The sequence below is a fragment of the Spiribacter roseus genome (assembly GCF_002813635.1).
In the GTDB taxonomy this organism is placed as follows: Bacteria; Pseudomonadota; Gammaproteobacteria; order Nitrococcales; family Nitrococcaceae; genus Spiribacter; species Spiribacter roseus.
In genome coordinates, this window is sequence record NZ_CP016382.1 from 1,585,001 (window position 1) to 1,602,716 (window position 17,716).

19 protein-coding genes (1 of these 19 only partly in view) are annotated in these 17,716 nt (G+C 68.1%); 9 read left to right on the forward strand and 10 right to left on the reverse strand.

Annotation, left to right across the window (positions count from 1 at the left end):
- Positions 1 to 887, reverse strand: partial view of a tyrosine--tRNA ligase gene (gene tyrS, locus BBH56_RS07795; RefSeq protein ID WP_148122464.1) — the 5' portion only. It extends 319 nt beyond the left edge of the window; the window shows 887 of its 1,206 coding nt (coding positions 1-887); its start codon is at positions 885 to 887; its stop codon lies beyond the left edge, outside the window.
- Between the two features lie 89 nt (positions 888 to 976).
- On the opposite strand from tyrS, the gene BBH56_RS07800 reads away from it, so the two are divergent.
- A complete protein-coding gene (locus BBH56_RS07800) occupies positions 977 to 2,344 on the forward strand; it encodes an OapA family protein (protein ID WP_148122465.1) in 1,368 nt (455 codons plus the stop codon).
- 10 nt (positions 2,345 to 2,354) lie between these two features.
- On the forward strand, positions 2,355 to 3,446 hold the full coding sequence (locus BBH56_RS07805; protein WP_148122466.1) for an anhydro-N-acetylmuramic acid kinase: 1,092 nt from the start codon (positions 2,355 to 2,357) through the stop codon (positions 3,444 to 3,446).
- A gap of 6 nt (positions 3,447 to 3,452) precedes the next feature.
- Here the strand turns inward: BBH56_RS07805 and erpA are convergent, their stop codons facing one another.
- Together erpA and argC are read right to left on the reverse strand one after the other, a co-directional pair.
- Complete coding sequence (gene erpA, locus BBH56_RS07810) at positions 3,453 to 3,803, reverse strand: iron-sulfur cluster insertion protein ErpA (RefSeq protein WP_069134335.1); 351 nt, start codon at positions 3,801 to 3,803, stop codon at positions 3,453 to 3,455.
- A 67-nt stretch (positions 3,804 to 3,870) separates the two neighbouring features.
- Positions 3,871 to 4,905: an N-acetyl-gamma-glutamyl-phosphate reductase gene (argC, locus tag BBH56_RS07815; protein ID WP_148122776.1), complete on the reverse strand. Its 1,035-nt coding sequence runs from the start codon at positions 4,903 to 4,905 to the stop codon at positions 3,871 to 3,873.
- A gap of 77 nt (positions 4,906 to 4,982) precedes the next feature.
- On the opposite strand from argC, the gene BBH56_RS07820 reads away from it, so the two are divergent.
- The 4 genes from BBH56_RS07820 (at position 4,983) to irrA (ending at position 8,167) form a co-directional block, all read left to right on the forward strand.
- Positions 4,983 to 6,656, forward strand: coding sequence for a chloride channel protein (locus BBH56_RS07820; RefSeq protein WP_157809128.1), 1,674 nt, complete (start codon positions 4,983 to 4,985; stop codon positions 6,654 to 6,656).
- Between the two features lie 57 nt (positions 6,657 to 6,713).
- The gene (locus BBH56_RS07825; protein WP_157809129.1) at positions 6,714 to 7,226 is read left to right on the forward strand and encodes a TlpA family protein disulfide reductase; all 513 of its coding nucleotides are present in this window, start codon (positions 6,714 to 6,716) and stop codon (positions 7,224 to 7,226) included.
- The gene (gene hemJ / locus BBH56_RS07830; protein WP_144346756.1) at positions 7,223 to 7,651 is read left to right on the forward strand and encodes a protoporphyrinogen oxidase HemJ; all 429 of its coding nucleotides are present in this window, start codon (positions 7,223 to 7,225) and stop codon (positions 7,649 to 7,651) included. Before BBH56_RS07825 ends, hemJ begins: the two co-directional genes overlap by 4 nt.
- Before the next feature lie 84 nt (positions 7,652 to 7,735).
- Entirely contained in the window at positions 7,736 to 8,167 is a 432-nt protein-coding gene (irrA, locus tag BBH56_RS07835) for an iron response transcriptional regulator IrrA (protein ID WP_083217713.1), read from the forward strand.
- Positions 8,168 to 8,170: 3 nt separating this feature from the next.
- Here irrA and ptsP read toward each other — a convergent pair whose 3' ends face one another.
- Positions 8,171 to 10,435: a phosphoenolpyruvate--protein phosphotransferase gene (gene ptsP / locus BBH56_RS07840; protein ID WP_148122469.1), complete on the reverse strand. Its 2,265-nt coding sequence runs from the start codon at positions 10,433 to 10,435 to the stop codon at positions 8,171 to 8,173.
- Positions 10,436 to 10,440: 5 nt separating this feature from the next.
- Positions 10,441 to 10,989, reverse strand: coding sequence for an RNA pyrophosphohydrolase (locus BBH56_RS07845; RefSeq protein WP_069134341.1), 549 nt, complete (start codon positions 10,987 to 10,989; stop codon positions 10,441 to 10,443).
- A gap of 84 nt (positions 10,990 to 11,073) precedes the next feature.
- Between BBH56_RS07845 and BBH56_RS07850 the strand changes: the two genes are divergently transcribed.
- Entirely contained in the window at positions 11,074 to 11,754 is a 681-nt protein-coding gene (locus BBH56_RS07850; protein WP_148122470.1) for a histidinol-phosphatase, read from the forward strand.
- A 12-nt stretch (positions 11,755 to 11,766) separates the two neighbouring features.
- Positions 11,767 to 12,225, forward strand: coding sequence for a copper chaperone PCu(A)C (locus BBH56_RS07855; RefSeq protein WP_148122471.1), 459 nt, complete (start codon positions 11,767 to 11,769; stop codon positions 12,223 to 12,225).
- On the opposite strand, the gene hemN is transcribed toward BBH56_RS07855, so the two are convergent.
- Complete coding sequence (gene hemN, locus BBH56_RS07860; RefSeq protein ID WP_148122472.1) at positions 12,222 to 13,613, reverse strand: oxygen-independent coproporphyrinogen III oxidase; 1,392 nt, start codon at positions 13,611 to 13,613, stop codon at positions 12,222 to 12,224. The genes BBH56_RS07855 and hemN overlap by 4 nt on opposite strands.
- A 103-nt stretch (positions 13,614 to 13,716) precedes the next feature.
- Between hemN and BBH56_RS07865 the strand changes: the two genes are divergently transcribed.
- Positions 13,717 to 14,136, forward strand: coding sequence for a YbaN family protein (locus BBH56_RS07865; protein ID WP_198515208.1), 420 nt, complete (start codon positions 13,717 to 13,719; stop codon positions 14,134 to 14,136).
- Here the strand turns inward: BBH56_RS07865 and BBH56_RS07870 are convergent.
- The 4 genes from BBH56_RS07870 to BBH56_RS07885 are packed head-to-tail and all read right to left on the reverse strand — an operon-like array spanning position 14,126 to position 17,685.
- A complete protein-coding gene (locus tag BBH56_RS07870) occupies positions 14,126 to 14,509 on the reverse strand; it encodes an MAPEG family protein (RefSeq protein WP_148122473.1) in 384 nt (127 codons plus the stop codon). The two genes, BBH56_RS07865 and BBH56_RS07870, sit on opposite strands and share 11 nt — an antisense overlap.
- On the reverse strand, positions 14,506 to 15,804 hold the full coding sequence (gene purD, locus BBH56_RS07875; protein WP_148122474.1) for a phosphoribosylamine--glycine ligase: 1,299 nt from the start codon (positions 15,802 to 15,804) through the stop codon (positions 14,506 to 14,508). The genes BBH56_RS07870 and purD overlap by 4 nt, the downstream gene beginning before the upstream one ends.
- A 21-nt stretch (positions 15,805 to 15,825) precedes the next feature.
- Positions 15,826 to 17,403 carry a bifunctional phosphoribosylaminoimidazolecarboxamide formyltransferase/IMP cyclohydrolase gene (gene purH / locus BBH56_RS07880; protein WP_148122475.1) on the reverse strand — a complete coding sequence of 526 codons (1,578 nt, stop codon included), beginning with the start codon at positions 17,401 to 17,403 and terminating at the stop codon, positions 15,826 to 15,828.
- Positions 17,404 to 17,421: 18 nt separating this feature from the next.
- A complete protein-coding gene (locus tag BBH56_RS07885) occupies positions 17,422 to 17,685 on the reverse strand; it encodes a helix-turn-helix domain-containing protein (protein ID WP_069134347.1) in 264 nt (87 codons plus the stop codon).
- Positions 17,686 to 17,716: the final 31 nt, after the last annotated feature.

Sequence of the window (17,716 nt, forward strand, 5' to 3'; positions counted from 1 at the left end):
ACCAGTTCATCGGCCAGCTGGACTTTCACGTCGCGCGGATTGGCACCCACCTCCACTTCGCGGCGCAGGCGCTCGATGTCCGCGAGCGGCCGAAAGCTCAGCAGTTCGAAGTAGCGCCACATCAGCGTGTCCGAAATCGACATGAGCTTGCCGAACATCTCGTCCGCCGGCTCGCGGATCCCGATGAAGTTGCCGAGCGATTTCGACATCTTCTGCACCCCGTCCAGCCCCTCCAGCACCGGGGTGGTGATCAGCACCTGCGGCGGCTGACCGTACTCGCGCTGCAGATCCCGACCCACCAGCAGATTGAATTTCTGGTCGGTGCCACCAAGCTCGACATCCGCGCGCAGCGCCACCGAGTCGTAACCCTGGATCAGCGGGTACATGAATTCATGGATGGCGATGGACTGGTTGGCCTGATAGCGCTTGTGAAAGTCATCGCGCTCGAGCATGCGCGCGACGGTGTACCGGGCTGACAGCTCGATCATGTCGGTGGCGCTCATCTCGCCCATCCAGGTGGAGTTGAACACGACCTCGGTCCGGTCGGGATCGAGGATGCGGAAGATCTGCTCGCGGTAAGTCTCGGCATTACGCACGACATCATCGCCGGTAAGCGGCTGGCGGGTGGCGCTGCGGCCGCTGGGATCGCCGATGCGTCCGGTGAAATCGCCGATCAGGAACACCACCTGATGCCCCAGGTCCTGGAACTGACGGAGCTTATTGATGAGCACCGTATGCCCCAGATGAAGATCCGGCGCCGTGGGGTCGAAGCCGGCCTTGATGCGCAGCGGCCGGCCGCTCGCCAGTCGCTCGCGCAGCTCGTCCTCGCGAATGATCTCATCGGCCCCTCGCCAGAGCGCCTCCAGTGCGGCGTCCACCTCGCCCATGCTGTTCTCCCGTTGTCATTCCCAATGGCCGTGGCGCGCGATTCTATCCTAATTGACCCGGATTCGGGCCGGGGCTATTGTTCCGGCTCATGGACAGACGGCTGAAAACGGGATTGCTGGTAACGGGCTCGGCGCTGATCGCCGCGGCCCTCATCGCCCCGTCCTCCAATCCCCCGGAACAGGCGCAGGCCTCGCGGGCGCTGGCGCTGCCCGACGCGCCCGGCGTGCCGACGACGGCGGCGCCAACCCGCAGCACCGCCTCCCTGCCCGACGCCGATACGCTGATGGACCGGGTGGCCAATACCCGACCGGTGGCGAGTGCCGCGGATGAGTCGGCGGAGACACCCGTCGCCGAGTGGAGTGTCGAGACAGTGCGTAACGGCGATAACCTCGCCGCGCTGTTCAAGCGGGCCGGGCTCAGCGCCCGCGACGTCCATGACGTGGTCAACGCCGGCGATCCCGCCAGCCAACTGACCCGGCTGTTTCCCGGCGACGAGCTGTATCTGCAGGTCAGCGACAACGAGCGCCTGGTGGGCCTTCGTTATGCAATGAGCCCGACGCGGACCCTGCACATGACCCGGGATGCCACGGGTGACTGGCAACCCCGCGTTGAGACGGTCGAGCTCGAACGACGCACCGCGGAGGCGGAAGGCCGCATCGCCAGTTCGCTGTACAACGCCGGCATCGAAGCCGGGCTGAGCGATCGCCTGATCATGCAGCTCGCCGGCATCTTTGGCTGGGACATCGACTTTGCCCTGGACCTGCGCCGCAATGACTCGTTCGCCGTGGTCTATGAAACCTTGTACCGCGATGGTCAGAAGGTGCGTAACGGCCAGATCCTGGCGGCTGAATTCGTCAATCGCGGCGAGCGCTTCCGCGCCCTGCGCTACGAGACGCCGGAAGGCGAGAGCAACTACTACGCCCCGGACGGGCGCAGTATGCGCAAGGCCTTCCTGCGCACACCCACCGACTTCACGCGTGTGAGTTCGGAGTTCAACCCCGACCGCGTCCACCCGGTCTATGGCACCAAGCGCCCGCATCGCGGCACCGATTACGCCGCTCCGCCCGGGACACCGATCAAGGCGGCCGGCGATGGCAAAGTCATCGAGCGCGGCCGCAAAGGGGGTTACGGCAATACCGTGGTGCTCAAGCACGGAACGCGCTACACCACGCTGTATGCGCATATGCGCCGCTTCGCCAATGGCCACTCGGTGGGCGATCGCGTCAAGCAGGGCGAGATCATCGGTTATGTCGGCAGCACCGGCCTGTCCACTGGCCCGCACCTGCACTACGAATTCCGCGTCGACGGGACGCACCGCAATCCCCGCACGGTGGATCTGCCCGAGGCCAAGCCCATCGCTGAGCGCTATCGCGACGACTTCGAGCGCCAAGCCGCCCCGCTGGTCGCCAAACTCGACGGGCTGAGCCCCACCCGCGTCGCCCAAGCCGGCGACTGAGCGCAACCCCATGCGCATGATCGGCCTGATGTCCGGCACGAGTCTGGACGGTGTCGATGCGGTGATGGCCGACTTTGATGCCAGCGGCCACCCCCGGCCGTGCGGACATGTCCACTCGCCTTACAGCGCTGAGCTGGCGACGGCCCTGCGCAACATCAATGCCGACAGCCCGCTGGCCCATCTGCTGGCGCTCGACGCCCGGCTGGCCGGCGTCTATGCCGCCGCGGTGGAGTCTCTGCTCCATGCCACTGGCAGCACCCGCCGCGAGGTCAGCGCCATCGCCCTGCACGGTCAGACCCTGTGGCATGCCCCCCTGGCCGATCCGCCCGTCACCTGTCAGGCCGGCGACCCCAGCCGGCTCGCCGAGGCGACCGGTCTGCCCGTGGTGGCGGACTTTCGCCAGCGCGACCTGGCGGCCGGCGGGGTCGGCGCCCCGTTAGCGCCGGTTTTTCATGCGGCCCTGTTGGGCGGGGAGCAGCGCCGCTGCGTGGTCAATGTCGGGGGCGTGGCGAACCTGTCGGTACTCGCGGCCGGCGGACGCGCCGAGGCGGGATTCGACACCGGTCCCGGCAATGCACTGATGGACGCCGGCGCGCGACGATACCTGGATTCGGCCTTTGATCGTGACGGCGCATGGGCCGCATCGGGCCAGGTGGACTCAGCGTTTCTGGCCCGGCTGCTGGCCGATCCCTACTTCCAGCGCCCGCCGCCAAAGAGCCTCGACGTCAGCACCTTTGACCCGCACTGGCTGGACGCCCATGCCGGGCAGCCGGCCCAACCCGTCGACCGGCAGGCGACCCTGCTTGCACTGACCGCCGAGACCATCGCTGCCGCCGTCGAGCGCTGGGGTGGCGGGCCGCGGGATGTCGTCATCACCGGGGGCGGGGCGGCCAACACCGCCCTGTGCCGGGCGCTCGACCATCGGCTGGGCGGCGAGCGCCCCCTCAAGACCAGCGATGAGCTGGGTATCCCCGCGCTTCAGGTCGAAGCGCTGGGCTTTGCCTGGCTGGGCCGCGCCACGCTGCTTGGCGAGCCGGTGGACCTGACGGCGATCACCGGCGCGCGGCGACCCACTGTTCTGGGCGGGATCTATCCGGCCTGAGCGTCCTCAGACCCCAAAGGACGACCCGCAGCCGCAGGTGGTGCTGGCATTCGGATTGCGGATCACGAACTGGGCGCCCTCGATGCCCTCGACATAATCGATCTCGGCGCCTTCCAGATAGGCGCTGCTCATGGGATCGACCAGCAGCTTCACGCCGCCGTTCTCGATCATCGCGTCACCGGCCTCTTCGGATTCATCGAACATGAACCCGTACTGAAAACCCGAGCAACCGCCACCCGTGATGTACACCCGGAGCTTGAGGTCGTCGTTCTGTTCCTCGTCGAGGAGCTGTCGCACCTTCGTCGCGGCGTTATCGGTAAACACCAGCAGTTCTTCCTGCTCCGCCACTTCACTCATGACCCTGACTCCTGTTGATCATCACGTCGATGATTCTCCTGCCTGTCCAATACCCCGTCAATCGTCACTACGGCAGAACACTGATGCCCTGCAGTCCCAGTGTTTCGGGCAGCCCCAGCATCAGGTTCATGTTCTGGACGGCCTGCCCCGCGGCGCCCTTGACCAGGTTGTCCTCCACCGCCAGCACCAGCGCCATGTCGCCGCCCTCGGGCCGATGCACGGCGATGCGCACCATGTTGCTGCCCCGTACGCTGCGGGTCTCGGGGTGGCTGCCGGGCGGCAGCACGTCCACGAAAGGTTCGTCGGCAAAGCGCTGTTCATAGACGGCCTGCAGATCCACCGCCGGATCGCGCAGGCGGCCATAGAGGGTGGCGTGAATACCGCGGATCATCGGCACCAGATGCGGGACGAAGGTCAGCCCCACCGGCTGCGCGGCGGCCCGCTCCAGCCCCTGGCGGATTTCCGGCAGATGGCGATGCCCCGAGGCGCCGTAGGCATGAAAGTTTTCGCCGGCCTCGCACAGCAGGGTATGCGACTTGGGCACACGCCCTGCGCCGCTGGCGCCGGACTTGGCATCGGCGATAAGCGTGTCGGTGGCCACCAGCCCCCCCTCGAGCAGGGGCAGGAACCCCAGCTGCACGGCGGTGGGATAGCAGCCGGGGTTGGCCACAAGGCGCGCCTGGCGGATCGCCTCGCGACCATACTCGGGCAGCCCGTAGACCGCTTCCGCGGCCAGCGCCGGGCAGGCGTGGTCCATGCCGTACCAGTGCGACCAGACGCCGAGGTCGCGGATCCGGAAATCGGCGCCCAGATCAATCACCCGAACCCCCTGCTCCACCAGCGCCGGGGCCATTTCCATGGCGGTGCCGTTGGGCGTGGCGAAGAACACCACGTCGCAACCCGCCAGCACCGCCGGATCGGGCGGGAAAAATGCCAGGTCGACATGCCCGCGCAGGTTCGGGTAGACGGCGCTCACCGGTTGACCGGCCTGGGCCCGCGAGGTGATCACCTCGAGCGATACCTGCGGATGCCCGGCCAGAAGGCGCAGCAGCTCGACCCCGGTATAGCCTGTTCCACCCACGATCGCGGCGCTAATGGTCATCATCGTCCCCTGAGCTGTTCCCATACAGTCTGTATGATGCCAGACACGCCCGCCGGGCGCCGATGGTGAGCCATTCAGTGCAGACAATCCCGACACAGCGCCAGAAATACCGCCTGTCCATCGGCCGTGCGCCGGTTGTCATGGCCGTTCTGGGGGTCATCACCGGGGCACTGACGGCGGCCGTGGTCATCGCCTTTCGACTGCTCTACGAATCCGCCCAGCACGGGCTGCTGCCCGGCGGCCAGCTTGGCGATTACGAGGGGCTGCCCGCCTGGCAGCGCCTGCTGCTGCCGATTGCCGGCGCGACCGTGATCGGCCTTTACATGCGCCACATCGCCCACCGCGACCCGCGCACCGGCATCGGCTTTGTCATCGAGCGAACCGCCTACCACGAGGCCCTGCTGCCGCTGCGCAACGCCATTCACCAGTTCGTGACCGCCGCCCTTGCCATCGCCAGCGGCCATTCGGTGGGCCGCGAGGGGCCGAGCGTGCACCTGGGCGCCACCACCGGCAGCCAGATCGGACAACGCCTGGGCCTGCCGCATAACAGCCTGCGCACCCTGGTGGCCTGCGGCACGGCCGCCGCCATCGGCGCCTCGTTCAACACCCCGCTCGCCGGCGTCGCCTTCGCCATGGAGGTGGTGGTCATGGAGTACACCATCGCCGGGTTTCTGCCGGTGATCATTGCCGGGGTCACCGCCACTGCGCTGGCCCACCTGGTGTTCGGCGCCGGGATCGTCTTCACCATCCCCGCACTGAGCATCCAGGGACTCCACGAGCTGCCGCTGGTCATGGGCCTCGGCCTGCTGCTCGGGGGACTGGCGGCCGCGTTCATCCGCACCCTGCGCCACAGCAGCCGCTGGCTCGGTCACTGGCCGGTCGTGCCACGGGCGCTGGTGGGCGGACTGATCGTCGGTCTCATCGGCCTCGCCTATCCGCAGGTGATGGGCATTGGCTATGACACCATCGCCGCGACATTCGCCGGCGAACTGGGCGTTGCCCTGCTGGTGGGGCTGGCCGGCGCCAAGTTGCTGGCCACCGCCGCCATCATCGGTCTTGGCGTGCCCGGCGGCCTGATCGGCCCCACCCTGGTGATGGGCGCCGCCGCCGGTGGCGCGGTGGGTCTGCTGGCCGAGTCACTGATCCCGCTGCCGCTGGGCGGTCCCGCCCTGTACGCGCTGCTCGGTATGGGCGCGATGATGGGGGCGACACTGCGCGCCCCGCTGGCGGCCCTCACCGCCATGCTCGAGCTGACCGCCAATCCCGGCATCATCATGCCCGGCATGCTCGCCATCGCGGCGGCCACCCTCAGCGCCCGCGAGGTGTTCCGGACCGACTCGGTCTACCACCTCGAACTCGGCGAACGCGGCCTCGACCCCCGTCAGAATCCGCTGCTGCAGGCGGCCAGCCGGCTCGGCATCCTCCAGCTGGTCAACCCGCACTGTGAGCAACTGCCCGTGCTGGCCGACACCACCGAGTGGGTGTTGGCCGCCCCCGATGAAGGGGCCCTGCCCGACAGGGCCTGTCGCATTGATACACTGCGCGCCCACCAGCAGGCCGGCCAGCCCCCGTTCGCCGACGCCGTCGCGCTGCTGCCCATCGATGAAAAGGCCAGCCTGCGGGATGCCTTCGAGCGGCTGCGCGGGGCGGGTGATGCGGCACTGCTGGTTACCCGGCCGGCGAGCGGGGGTGCCCGCGAGTGGATCGGCATCGTCACCCGCCAGGCCATTCATGACGCCTATCTGGACTGATGTTCCGGGTCGGACAGTTGCTATACTGACGGTCATCAACCTGCAATGAGGTGTGCCGTGCGAAAAGAATGGTTAGTGGGTGTACTGGCCCTGGTCATCGTCGGCCTGGTGGGCTATGTCTGGTTTGCCCCGCCGACGCGCGAGCCGGCCCCCAATGTTCAACTCGAGCGCCTCGACGGCGCGCAGACCGCGCTGGCGGAGCACCGCGGCGAGGCGGTCATGCTGGTGTTCTGGGCCACCACCTGCCCGACCTGCATCCAGGAAATGCCCGAAGTGGTGGAGCTGCACCACGACCTGGGGGACGAGGGCCTGACCATCCTGGGCGTGGCGATGGACTACGATCCGCGCGATCAGGTGCGGGCGCTGGTCGAGCGCCGCGGCCTGCCCTATGACATCGTTCTGGATAACGGCGGCCGCATCGCCAATGCCTTCAACCAGGTCCGCGTGACGCCCACCACGGTACTCATCGACCCCGACGGGGGCGTGGTCTGGCAGCGCATTGGCCCGATCGACTTCGAGGGACTGCGCGAACAACTCGAGCCAATGCTCGCGGAGCGACAGTCGGCATGACCGCGTTGTGGATCAAGTCCTTTCACATCATTGCCGTGGTGACCTGGTTCGCGGCGCTGTTCTATCTGCCGCGGCTGTTCGTCTATCACGCCATGACCGAGGATGAACCCGGCCGCGAGCGCTTCCGTGTCATGGAGCGCAAGCTCTACCGTGGCATCATGAACCCCAGCGCGGTGGTGGCCGTGGGACTCGGCGTGGCACTGATCGTGGTCCAGCCGTTCTGGCTGGAACAGGGCTGGCTGCATGTCAAGATACTGCTGGTGGTGGGGCTGATCGGCTATCATCTGTACTGCGGTCGACTGCTGCGGGCCTTTGCCGAGGATCGCAACACCCGCAGTCACCGCTGGTATCGTGTATTCAACGAATTGCCCGTGCTGGTGCTGATCGCCGTGGTCCTGCTGGTCGAGCTCAAGCCCTGGGCCTGAGCGCCAGCGCCTGATGGCTGTGGCGCGGCCGGCATTCCATGCTACCCTTATAGAGTACTGATCAAGTCCACAATGGTGTCTGTAATGACGTCTGCGCTGTTCTCCCGCCAACATGATGATTACGTGCGCGACCTGCTGCAGGGCGCCGGCCTGCGGGCGACCCGTCAGCGCATGGGGCTGGCCGGGCTCATTTTCGGTCAGGGCGAGCGCCACATCACCGCCGAAGAGCTGTATGCCGAGGCCATTGAGGCCGGCATGCGGCTCTCCCAGACGACGGTGTACAACACCCTGCACCAGTTCACCGAAGCCGGGCTGCTGCGCGAGATCCTCGCCGACCCGCGCCGCATCTACTTTGACACCAAGGTCGACCCGCACCACCACTTCCTCGACGAGGAAACCGGTGAGATGGAAGACATCCCCCACAACCGCGTGGCGGTGGATGGCCTGCCGACGCCGCCCCCTGGCAAGACCATCGAGGGCGTCGACGTCATCGTGCGGGTGCGTCGCCCGGGCTGACGGTTACCAGCCGGCCCGGATCAGTCCCCCCAAGCCGTAGCGGTCCATCTCGGCGTTCACCAACCGCCGCACCTCGCCGGGGGTCTCGCAGGCCAGTACGGCTTCAAGCAGGGCCTGCGCGGCCGAATAGGGAATGGTCCGGATCACGCGCTTGACCCGCAGGATGCGGCCACTGCTCATCGACAGGCTCTCCAGCCCCATCGCCATCAAAAGCGGCGCGATCGCGGGCTCGCCGGCCATGCTTCCGCACAGCGACACCGGTTTGCCCAGGCGCTGCCCGACCTCGCCCACCGATGCCACCGCCCGCAGCACCGCCGGGTGCAACTCGTCGTAGATCGATGCCACCCGGCTGTTGTTGCGATCGACCGCCAGCAGGTACTGCGCCAGGTCGTTGCTGCCAATGGACAGAAAATCGAGCCGTCGCGCCAGGCTCTCGGCCTGATAGACCGCCGCCGGCACCTCGACCATGGCGCCGATGGCCGGGATCGCGGTCACCACCCCCTCTTCAGCCAGCTCGGCATGGGCGCGGCGCAGCAGTGCCGCGGCCCGCTCGGCCTCCTCGACGCGGCTCACCATCGGGAACATCACCCGCAGGTTGTCGAGGCCCACCGAGGCCCGCAGCATGGCCCGTAACTGGGTCAGGAAGATCTCCGGATGATCGAGGGTCATGCGCACGCCGCGCCAGCCCAGAAACGGGTTTTCATCGTGACTGGGGAAGTAGGGCAACGGCTTGTCCCCGCCGACGTCCAGCGTGCGCAGGGTCACCGGCAAGGGGGCGAACGCCTCGAGCACCTCGCGATAGCGCTCGATCTGCTCATCCTCGCCAGGAAACCGCGGACTGACCATGAACGGAAACTCGGTACGATGCAGGCCGACGCCCGCACAACCCACCTCCAGCGCCCGCTCGATCTCGGCGGCGAGCCCGGTATTCACGGTCAGGCTGATGGAATGGCCATCCGGCGTCACCGCCGGCTCACCGGCAATGTCCGCCAGCCCGGCGGTCATCGCCTCCTCCTCCACGGCCAGGCGCTGGTACTCATCACGCAGCGCCGGCGCGGGATCCACCTCGACCCGGCCGCGGTAGCCATCGACGATCAGCGCACGGCCGTGCAGGCCGTGCACCGGCAGCTCGCGCACGCCCATCACCGCCGGCACCCCCAGGGCCCGGGCCAGGATCGCGATGTGCGAGTTGGCCGATCCGCCGGCGCTGACCACGCCCGCCAGCCTGTCCCGGGGGATCTCCACCAGCTGCGACGCGCTCACCTCCTCACCCACCAGGATGACCCGGTCGGGCAGTGGCTGATCCTCTTCGCCGACGCTCAGCAACCGGCTCAGCAACCGCTGCCCGACATCGCGCAGATCACTGGCGCGCTCGCGCAGATAGGCATCATCCATGGCCTCAAAGCGGCGTGCATGCTCGGCGATGGTCAGGCGCACGGCGAACGGCGCCCAATGGCCGGCATGGATATGCGCGACGATGCGCTCACGCAGGCTGTCGCCGTCGAGCATCTGCAGATACACGTCAAAAAGCTGCTGCTCGGCCGCCGGCACCTGTCCCTGCATACGGGCCGCCAGCCCGCGAAGGTCGGCCCGGGCCGCCTCCAGCGCCCGGCCAAAGGCGCTCTCCTCGGCCTCGACATGGCGGATGCGTCGATCCGGAATGCTGTCGAGGCTGGCGGGGACGGTCATGACATGCCCCTCGCCAATCCCCAGGCCGCTCGCCCCGGCAATGCCATCGAGCCCCAGCGGATGACCGTCATCGGCGTCCCCCGGGTCGGTCAGTTCGCCGCGCACCCGGGCGTGGGCCATGACACCGGCGAGCTGCGCCGCCATGGTGACCAGAAACGCGACTTCGGCATCGCTGAAGCGGTCACGGGCCTGGCGCTGGACCACCAGCACGCCCAGCCGTGACTGATAGTGGATGATCGGGACGCCCAGAAAGGAGTGGAAGCGCTCCTCGCCGGTCTCGGGAAAATACCGGAACCGCGGATGCCGATCGGCATCGTTGAGGTTGATGGACTCCTCGCGCTCGGCCACCAGTCCCACCAGCCCCTCGCTCACCGGCAGGCGCACCTGGCCCACGGCATCCACATTCAGGCCGCGGGTGGCCATCAGGCGAAGATGCCCGCCATCGCCCTCGAGCAGATAGACCGAGCAGACATCGCCACCGGTGGCCTCGGCCACACGCTCGACAATGATCTCCAGCGCCTGACGGAAATCGCCCGCGGCATTGACCGCCTGGACAATGCGGTGGAGCGTTTCCAGCACGCCGGCTAGCGCCCCTGGCCGGGTCGGGGAATGGCCGGCGGCTGCCCGCAACCGGCATCAGCGGGCCGCGCCGGCGGGCCCTCGGGGAATAACAGGGGGGCGAGCTCGTCGAGCGCCCGGGCATAGACATCGCGCTTGAACGACACGATGGCCTCCAGCGGATACCAGTAGGACACCCAGTCCCAGCGATCAAACTCCGGGTCGGGGCTGGCGTCGAGCCGCACCCGGGTGTCCGCCGAGCGCAGCTGCAGCAGGAACCAGACCTGTTTCTGGCCAATGCAGGTCGGCCGCTGACGGCGACGGATGAGGTGCCGGGGCAAGCGATAGTGCAACCAGCCCCGCGTCGACCCAAGTACGGCGACATCCGCCGGCGTCAGCCCCACCTCTTCGTTGAGTTCGCGGTACAGGGCCGCCTCGGGGCTTTCATTACGCTGGATCCCGCCCTGGGGGAACTGCCAGGCGTTCTGGCCCACGCGGCGCGCCCACAGCAGCTCGCCGGCGCCGTTGGCCAGAATCATCCCGACATTTGGACGAAACCCTTTTGAATCAATCACCTACTTCACCAAATCAAGAATCCTGTTGCGGCTTATTCTTCCACACCGCAGAATCAAGCGGCAATGCGACAACGGGATTAAAGCGTGCAGCTGGCGATTTTCGACCTGGACAACACCCTCCTTGAAGGCGACAGCGATTACCTCTGGGGCCAGCATCTGATTGAGCAGGGTGCGGTCCAGCGCGACGAGTTCGACGCCCAAAACCGGCAGTTCATGCGCGACTACGAGGCCGGCGAGCTCGACATCGAGGCCTTTCTGCAGTTCGCCCTGCGACCGCTCGCTGATCACCCCGAATCCCGCCTGATGGACTGGCGGGACGCGTTCATCGAGCGCCACATCCGCCCCCGGATCCTGCCCGCCGCCTGTGAACTGGTCGACGACCATCGCCGGCGCGGCCATGCGCTGATGATCATCACCGCCACCAACCGCTTCGTCACCGCCCCGATCGCGGCGCTGTTCGATATTCCGGTGCTGCTGGCCACTGAGCCCGAGCGCGGCCCGGCGGGTTACACCGGCCGGCCCGCCGGCATCCCGACCTTCCAGGCGGGCAAGATCGAGGCGCTTCGGGCGTGGCTGGACGAGCAGGAGCAGCGCTTCGACACGCTCCACTTCTACAGCGACTCGCGCAACGACCTGCCGCTGCTCGAAGTGGTGGACCAGCCGGTGGCCATCGATCCCGACCCGGTGCTGGCAGCCGCGGCCCGGGCCAACGGCTGGCCCATGCTGACGCTGCGCGCCGGCGATACCCCGCAACCCCTTGCCTGACAGGAGCCGAGCATGCACCGCACCGCCCTTCACCGACTCACCGGGTTGGCCACCGCCCTGATCGGCACCGCCCTGGCGGGCGCCGCGCAGGCCGAGCTGATCATTGAAGACGCCTGGGCCCGGGCGACGCCACCGGGTTTTTCCAAGGGCGCCGTCTACCTTGAAATCCGCAATGACAGCCGGCGCAGTGACACCCTGATCGGCGTGCACACCGAGCGCGCCGGCCGCGCCGAACTGCATCGCACCATCGAGGAAGGCGGCAACAGCCGCATGGTCCACACGCCCCGGGTGCGCGTGCCCGCTGAGGGCAGCGTGACCTTTGAACCCGGCGGCCGGCACGTGATGATGATGGGCATTGACGAGGCCCTCACCGAGGGCGAGCGCTTCAGCCTTGAACTCGAGGCCGAGACCGCCGGCACCCTCCGGGTCAACGTCGAGGTGCTGGCCCCCACGGCCATGGGCGTCGACTAGATCACGCGGGAGAAGCGCCGTTCGCCGCCGGCCGCTGCCAGGTAGGCGTCGAACGGCATCGCCACGTTGCGCAGGAAAAACCGCCCCCGCGGCGTGACCTCGAGCGCGCCGGGCGCCAGCGTGAGCAGGCCGTCATCCACCAGCGGCGAGAGGGCCGCGAGGGCATCGCCGAAGTAGTCGGCAAAATCGATCCCATGACGCGCCTCAATCGCCGCGTAGTCGACCCGCCCCCGGCACATCACCGCCTGGATCACATCGCGGCGCAGGCGGTCGTCGTCGTCCATGGCCACGCCCCGCCAGATCGGCAGCTCGCCGGCGCGGACCGCGGCCGCATGGCCCTCGGGGTCACGATGATTCTGCATGAAGGCATCCCCGATCTGGCCAATGGATGAGGCCCCCAGGCCGATCAGATCCAGATCGGGGCGGGTGGCATAACCCTGGAAGTTGCGGTGCAGGGTGCCGTTATCGGCCGCCTCGGCCAGTTCATCGCCGGGCAGCGCGAAATGATCCATGCCGATGTACTGATAGCCCTCGCCGGCGAGGCGCTGCATGGCTTCGATCAGCAGGGTGAGCTTCATTTCCGCCGCGGGCAGGGTGGCGTCGGGGATCTGGCGCTGGATGCGGAACATCTGCGGCATGTGCGCATAGTTGTACAGGGCGATGCGGTCGGGGCGCATGGTCATCACCGCGTCCAGGGTCCGCGACAGGCGCTCGGGCGTCTGCAGCGGCAGGCCGTACATCAGATCCAGATTGATGGAGCGAAAGCCCTGGGCGCGAGCCTCCTCAACGATGTCGGCCGTGGCCTGAACGCCCTGGATGCGATTGATCGCCTTCTGCACGTCGTCATCGAAATCCTGCACCCCCAGGCTCAGGCGATTGAAGCCCAGCGCGGCAAGGTGGCGGATGCGCTGGCGGTCCACCGTGCGTGGGTCCACCTCAATGGAAAACTCGCGCCGCTCCGGCGCCGCCAGGGGAAAGCGCTCGGCGATGGCGTCGATCAGTGTCGCCAGATCGTCGTCACTCAGATAGGTCGGGGTACCACCGCCCAGGTGCAGCTGCTCCACGGGACGGTCGTCGGCGAACAGCGCCGCCTGCAGGTCCAGCTCCTCGATCAGCCGGGCCAGATAGTCCTGGGCCCGCCGGTAGTTGGCGGTGATCACCTTGTTGCAGGCGCAGTAGAAGCACACCGTGCGGCAGAACGGCACATGCACGTAGAGCGACAGCGGCCGGGGGATGGGATCACCATTGCTCCAGCTGACATGGTCGCGGTAACGCGCGGCGTCGAAGTCCTCGGTGAACTGGGCGGCGGTCGGATAGGAAGTGTACCGGGGCCCGGTCACGTCATAGCGACGCAGCAGGGCCCGGTCGAGAAGAAGATTGTCGGCCATGGACGCGCCGCTCCCGATGCAGTGTTTCATGTCATCATAGGCGTTGTGCGACACGGCCGGGTTGATCTGTGTCAGTCAGGTGCAGGGTCGGCGGAGGATTGATTTGAAGCACGACGGGAACAACGGCTCAACAGGGCCCGAGACCCTGCGCAGACGGCTGGTACGCCGCGGATGGCTGATGCTGGCGCTGTTTTTCATCGGCCTCGGCAGCGTCGGCGCGGTGCTGCCGCTGCTGCCGACCACGCCGTTTCTGCTCCTCGCGGCCATGTGCGCTTCGCGCAGCTCGCCGGCGCTGCATGCCTGGCTTTACAGCCACCCGCGTTTTGGCCCGCTGCTGCGGGACTGGCGGGATCACCGCGCGATCCGGCCCCGGGCCAAGATCACCGCACTGGTGCTGGTGGCGCTCAGCTGGGGGTGGATGTGGATCAGCGTCGAGCCGCTCTATGCCCGCCTGTCAGCCAGCGCGGTCATGGCCGGCGTGGTCATCTTTCTGGCCACGCGCCCCCACGGACCTAGCCGGTAGTCAGCGCCGCCACCGCGAACAGCCCCGGCACGCAGGCGAACGCTCCGGTCCAGAGGAGGCTGCGCAGGGTGGGCCGATCGGCGATATAGGCCGCCCCATAACCCAGCCGCAGCACCACGAACAGTACCGCCACGGCATCAATCCAGCCCTGCGCACCCCCCAGCTGATGGGCGATGATGACGGCCGCGGCAAACGGCGGGAATGCCTCGAAGGTGTTCAACTGCGCCCAGTGTGCCCGCTGGCGCCAGCCACTCAGGCCCGCCAGCCACTCCCGCGGGCGGGCGTTGTCGAACCGGCCCCGGGACTTTGCCAGACCGGCGAACACGAACGGCATGAAGATCGCGACCAGCACCATCCAGTAGGCCAGCGTCATGACGACTCCGCCTGCAGCTGTGCGTTGACCGCGCGGAAACCGATGTCCGCGCGCATGAAACGGCCCGGCCAGTGCACGGTCTCCGCCAGGTCATAGGCGGCCTGCTGCGCGGCCAGGATGTCGTCTCCCAGGGCACAGGCGCACACCACCCGGCCACCGGCGGTGACCACCTCGTCGCGGGCGTTGGTCGCGGTCCCGGCATGAAACACCTTGCGGCCGTCGCCGTCGGCATCGCCAAGCCCTTCGATGACATCGCCCTTGGCATAGGCGCCCGGATAGCCCGCCGCCGCCAGCACCACCCCCAGACAGGGCCGCGGATCCCACTGCACGGCCCCGGCGTCGAGCCGACCGTTCAGCGCGGCCTCGAACAGCGTCACCGGGTCGCTCGCCAGGCGCATGAGAATCGGCTGGGTCTCGGGGTCGCCCAACCTGACGTTGAATTCAAGGACCCGCGGCTCGCCCCGGGCGTCGATCATCAGGCCGGCGTAGAGGAATCCCCGGTAGCCACGCCCTTCGGCCACCAGGCCACGCACCGTGGGCCGGATCACCGATTCAAGAATCCGCGCATGGACCGCGTCCGTGACCACCGGCGCCGGTGAGTAAGCGCCCATGCCACCGGTGTTGGGGCCCTGGTCGCCGGCGTCGCGGGCCTTGTGATCCTGGGAGCTCGCCAGCGGCAGAACCGTTTCACCGTCCACCAGGGCGATGAAGCTGGCTTCCTCACCGGTCAGGAAGTCCTCGACCACGATGCGCTCGCTGGCCGCGCCGAATGCCCCGCCCAGCATGGATGTGGCCGCCTCGACCGCGGTGTCGATGTCGTGAGCAATGGTCACGCCCTTGCCGGCTGCCAGGCCATCGGCCTTGATCACCAGCGGCGCGCCGCGCTCGCGGATATAGGCCAGGGCCGGCTCGAGCTGCTCGAAGGTCGCGTAGGCCGCGCTGGGAATGCCGTGACGGGCAAAGAACGCCTTGGCGAACGCCTTCGAGGCCTCCAGCTCGGCCGCCGCCTGCCCGGGGCCCAGACAGGCCAGCCCCGCCTGCTCGAAGGCATCCACGATGCCGGCGGCAAGCGGTGCCTCGGGCCCGATCACGGTCATCTCCACGGCCCGTTCCCGGGCCTGCTCGACAAGCGCCGGGATATCGTCGACGCCCACCGCGAGGTTGCTCACCCCCGGCTCACGGGCGGTGCCGGGGTTGCCGGGCGCCACGTAGACGTGGCCGCAGCGCGGTGACTGTGCCAGGCGCCAGGCCAGCGCATGCTCGCGCCCCCCATTGCCCACGACCAGGATGTTCATCGGACTGCTCCCCATGGTCGGTCAGTGGCGGAAATGGCGCATGCCCGTCAGCAGCATGGCGATGCCGTGTTCGTCGGCGGCGGCGATGACCTCGTCATCGCGGCGCGAGCCTCCCGGCTGGATGATCGCGCGGACGCCCGCCGCGGCGGCCTGATCAATGCCGTCGCGGAATGGAAAGAACGCATCCGAGGCCAGCACCGAGCCGGTCAGGTCTAGGCCCGCCTCGGCGGCTTTGCTGACGCCGATCCGGGCACTGTCGACCCGGCTCATCTGACCGGCTCCGATCCCCAGGGTGCGGCCCGCGCGGCCATAGACGATGGCATTCGACTTGACGAACTTCGCCACCCGCCAGACAAAGTCCAGTTCCTCGGCCAGCGCCTCGCTCACCGGCTCGCGGGTCACGCAGCGCAGGCCCGACTCGGCCGTCAGGGCGCGGTCCTGGGCCTGCACGAGCAACCCGCCGCCCACCGGCTGCAGGCGCCATTCCGATGCGGCCACCGGCCCTCCCGGCACTTCCAGCACGCGCACATTGGTCTTGGCGGCGGTCACCATCAGCGCCTCGTCACTGACCGCCGGCGCCAGGATGACCTCGACGAACTGACGCTCGACGATGGTCCGGGCGGTGGCCGCATCGAGCGGTCGATTGAAGGCGATGATGCCGCCGAACGCCGAGGTGGGATCGGTGGCGAACGCCGCCTCATAGGCCGCCGTCGGCTCGGCCGCCACCGCCACACCGCAGGGGTTGGCGTGCTTGACGATCACGCAGGCGGGCGCGTCGAACGCCGCCACGCAGGCCCAGGCGGCATCGCCGTCGGCCAGGTTGTTGTACGACAGCGCCTTGCCCTGGCGCTGCTGGTAGTCGGCGAAGCTGCCCGGTCGGGCCAGGGGATCGCGATAGAACGCGGCCGGCTGATGCGGGTTCTCGCCATAGCGCAGCTCCGCGGCCTTCTCCCAGTGGCGGTTGAGCTGGCCGGGAAAGGCCGATACCTGGCCGTCGGCGTCGCGGGCCGACAGGTAATCGCTGATGGCCGCGTCGTAGCGCGCCACATGATTGAACGCCGCCACCGCCAGCTCGTAACGCTGCGCGGCGTCGAGGCCGCCCTGCGCCGCCACTGCCTCGATGACCGCCGGGTACTGCGCCGGCGCCGTCACCACGCCGACGCCGGCATGATTCTTGGCCGCCGCCCGGAGCATCGCCGGGCCGCCGATATCGATATGCTCGATGGCCGCCTCCAGCGAACAGTCGGGCCGCGCCACGGCCTGCTCGAAGGCGTAGAGGTTGACCACCAGCAGGTCGATGGGCGGGATGGACTGCTCGGCCATCACGGCCTCGTCTTCGCCCCGTCGGCCCAACAGCCCGCCATGAATGCGCGGGTGCAGGGTCTTCACCCGACCCGCCATGATTTCCGGGAAGCCGGTGTACTCGCCGACCTCCACCACATCGATCCCGGCGTCCTGCAGCAGCGTGGCGGTACCGCCGGTGGACAGGATCTCGACCCCGCTGTCGGCCAGGCAACGCGCCAGCGGCTCAATCCCCGTCTTGTCGGAGACGCTGATCAGGGCACGGCGGATGGGCAGCGGGGTGGCGGCGGCGGACATGGCGGGACTCCGTGGTGGTCAGTCTTCGAGGCCGTAATGGCGGAGCTTTTTGCGCAGCGTTCCGCGGTTGATGCCGAGGGCGTCGGCGGCGCGGGTCTGGTTGCCGCCGCACTCGCGCATGACCACCTCCAGCAGGGGCGCCTCGGCCTGCTCGATCACCATGCGGTGGAGATCGTGACTGGCCTGGCCATCGAGGTCGCGGAAATACGCCGTCACCGTCTCATGCACACAGGCACGGATCGGGCCGACGCTGGCGCCCCCGGGGGCGGATTCGTCTTCCATGGCATGAATCCTTCGCGGAAAACCCGAAATC

Coding starts and splice junctions, on each gene's coding strand:
- BBH56_RS07870 (WP_148122473.1), bottom strand. CDS start 14,509: ATGACGCTGGCCTACTGGATGGTGCTGGTCGCGATCTTCATGCCGTTC.
- BBH56_RS07805 (WP_148122466.1), top strand. CDS start 2,355: ATGCGCATGATCGGCCTGATGTCCGGCACGAGTCTGGACGGTGTCGAT.
- BBH56_RS07800 (WP_148122465.1), top strand. CDS start 977: ATGGACAGACGGCTGAAAACGGGATTGCTGGTAACGGGCTCGGCGCTG.
- BBH56_RS07885 (WP_069134347.1), bottom strand. CDS start 17,685: ATGGAAGACGAATCCGCCCCCGGGGGCGCCAGCGTCGGCCCGATCCGT.
- hemN (WP_148122472.1), bottom strand. CDS start 13,613: ATGGCCGACAATCTTCTTCTCGACCGGGCCCTGCTGCGTCGCTATGAC.
- purD (WP_148122474.1), bottom strand. CDS start 15,804: ATGAACATCCTGGTCGTGGGCAATGGGGGGCGCGAGCATGCGCTGGCC.
- irrA (WP_083217713.1), top strand. CDS start 7,736: ATGACGTCTGCGCTGTTCTCCCGCCAACATGATGATTACGTGCGCGAC.
- purH (WP_148122475.1), bottom strand. CDS start 17,403: ATGTCCGCCGCCGCCACCCCGCTGCCCATCCGCCGTGCCCTGATCAGC.
- erpA (WP_069134335.1), bottom strand. CDS start 3,803: ATGAGTGAAGTGGCGGAGCAGGAAGAACTGCTGGTGTTTACCGATAAC.
- BBH56_RS07855 (WP_148122471.1), top strand. CDS start 11,767: ATGCACCGCACCGCCCTTCACCGACTCACCGGGTTGGCCACCGCCCTG.
- hemJ (WP_144346756.1), top strand. CDS start 7,223: ATGACCGCGTTGTGGATCAAGTCCTTTCACATCATTGCCGTGGTGACC.
- argC (WP_148122776.1), bottom strand. CDS start 4,905: ATGACCATTAGCGCCGCGATCGTGGGTGGAACAGGCTATACCGGGGTC.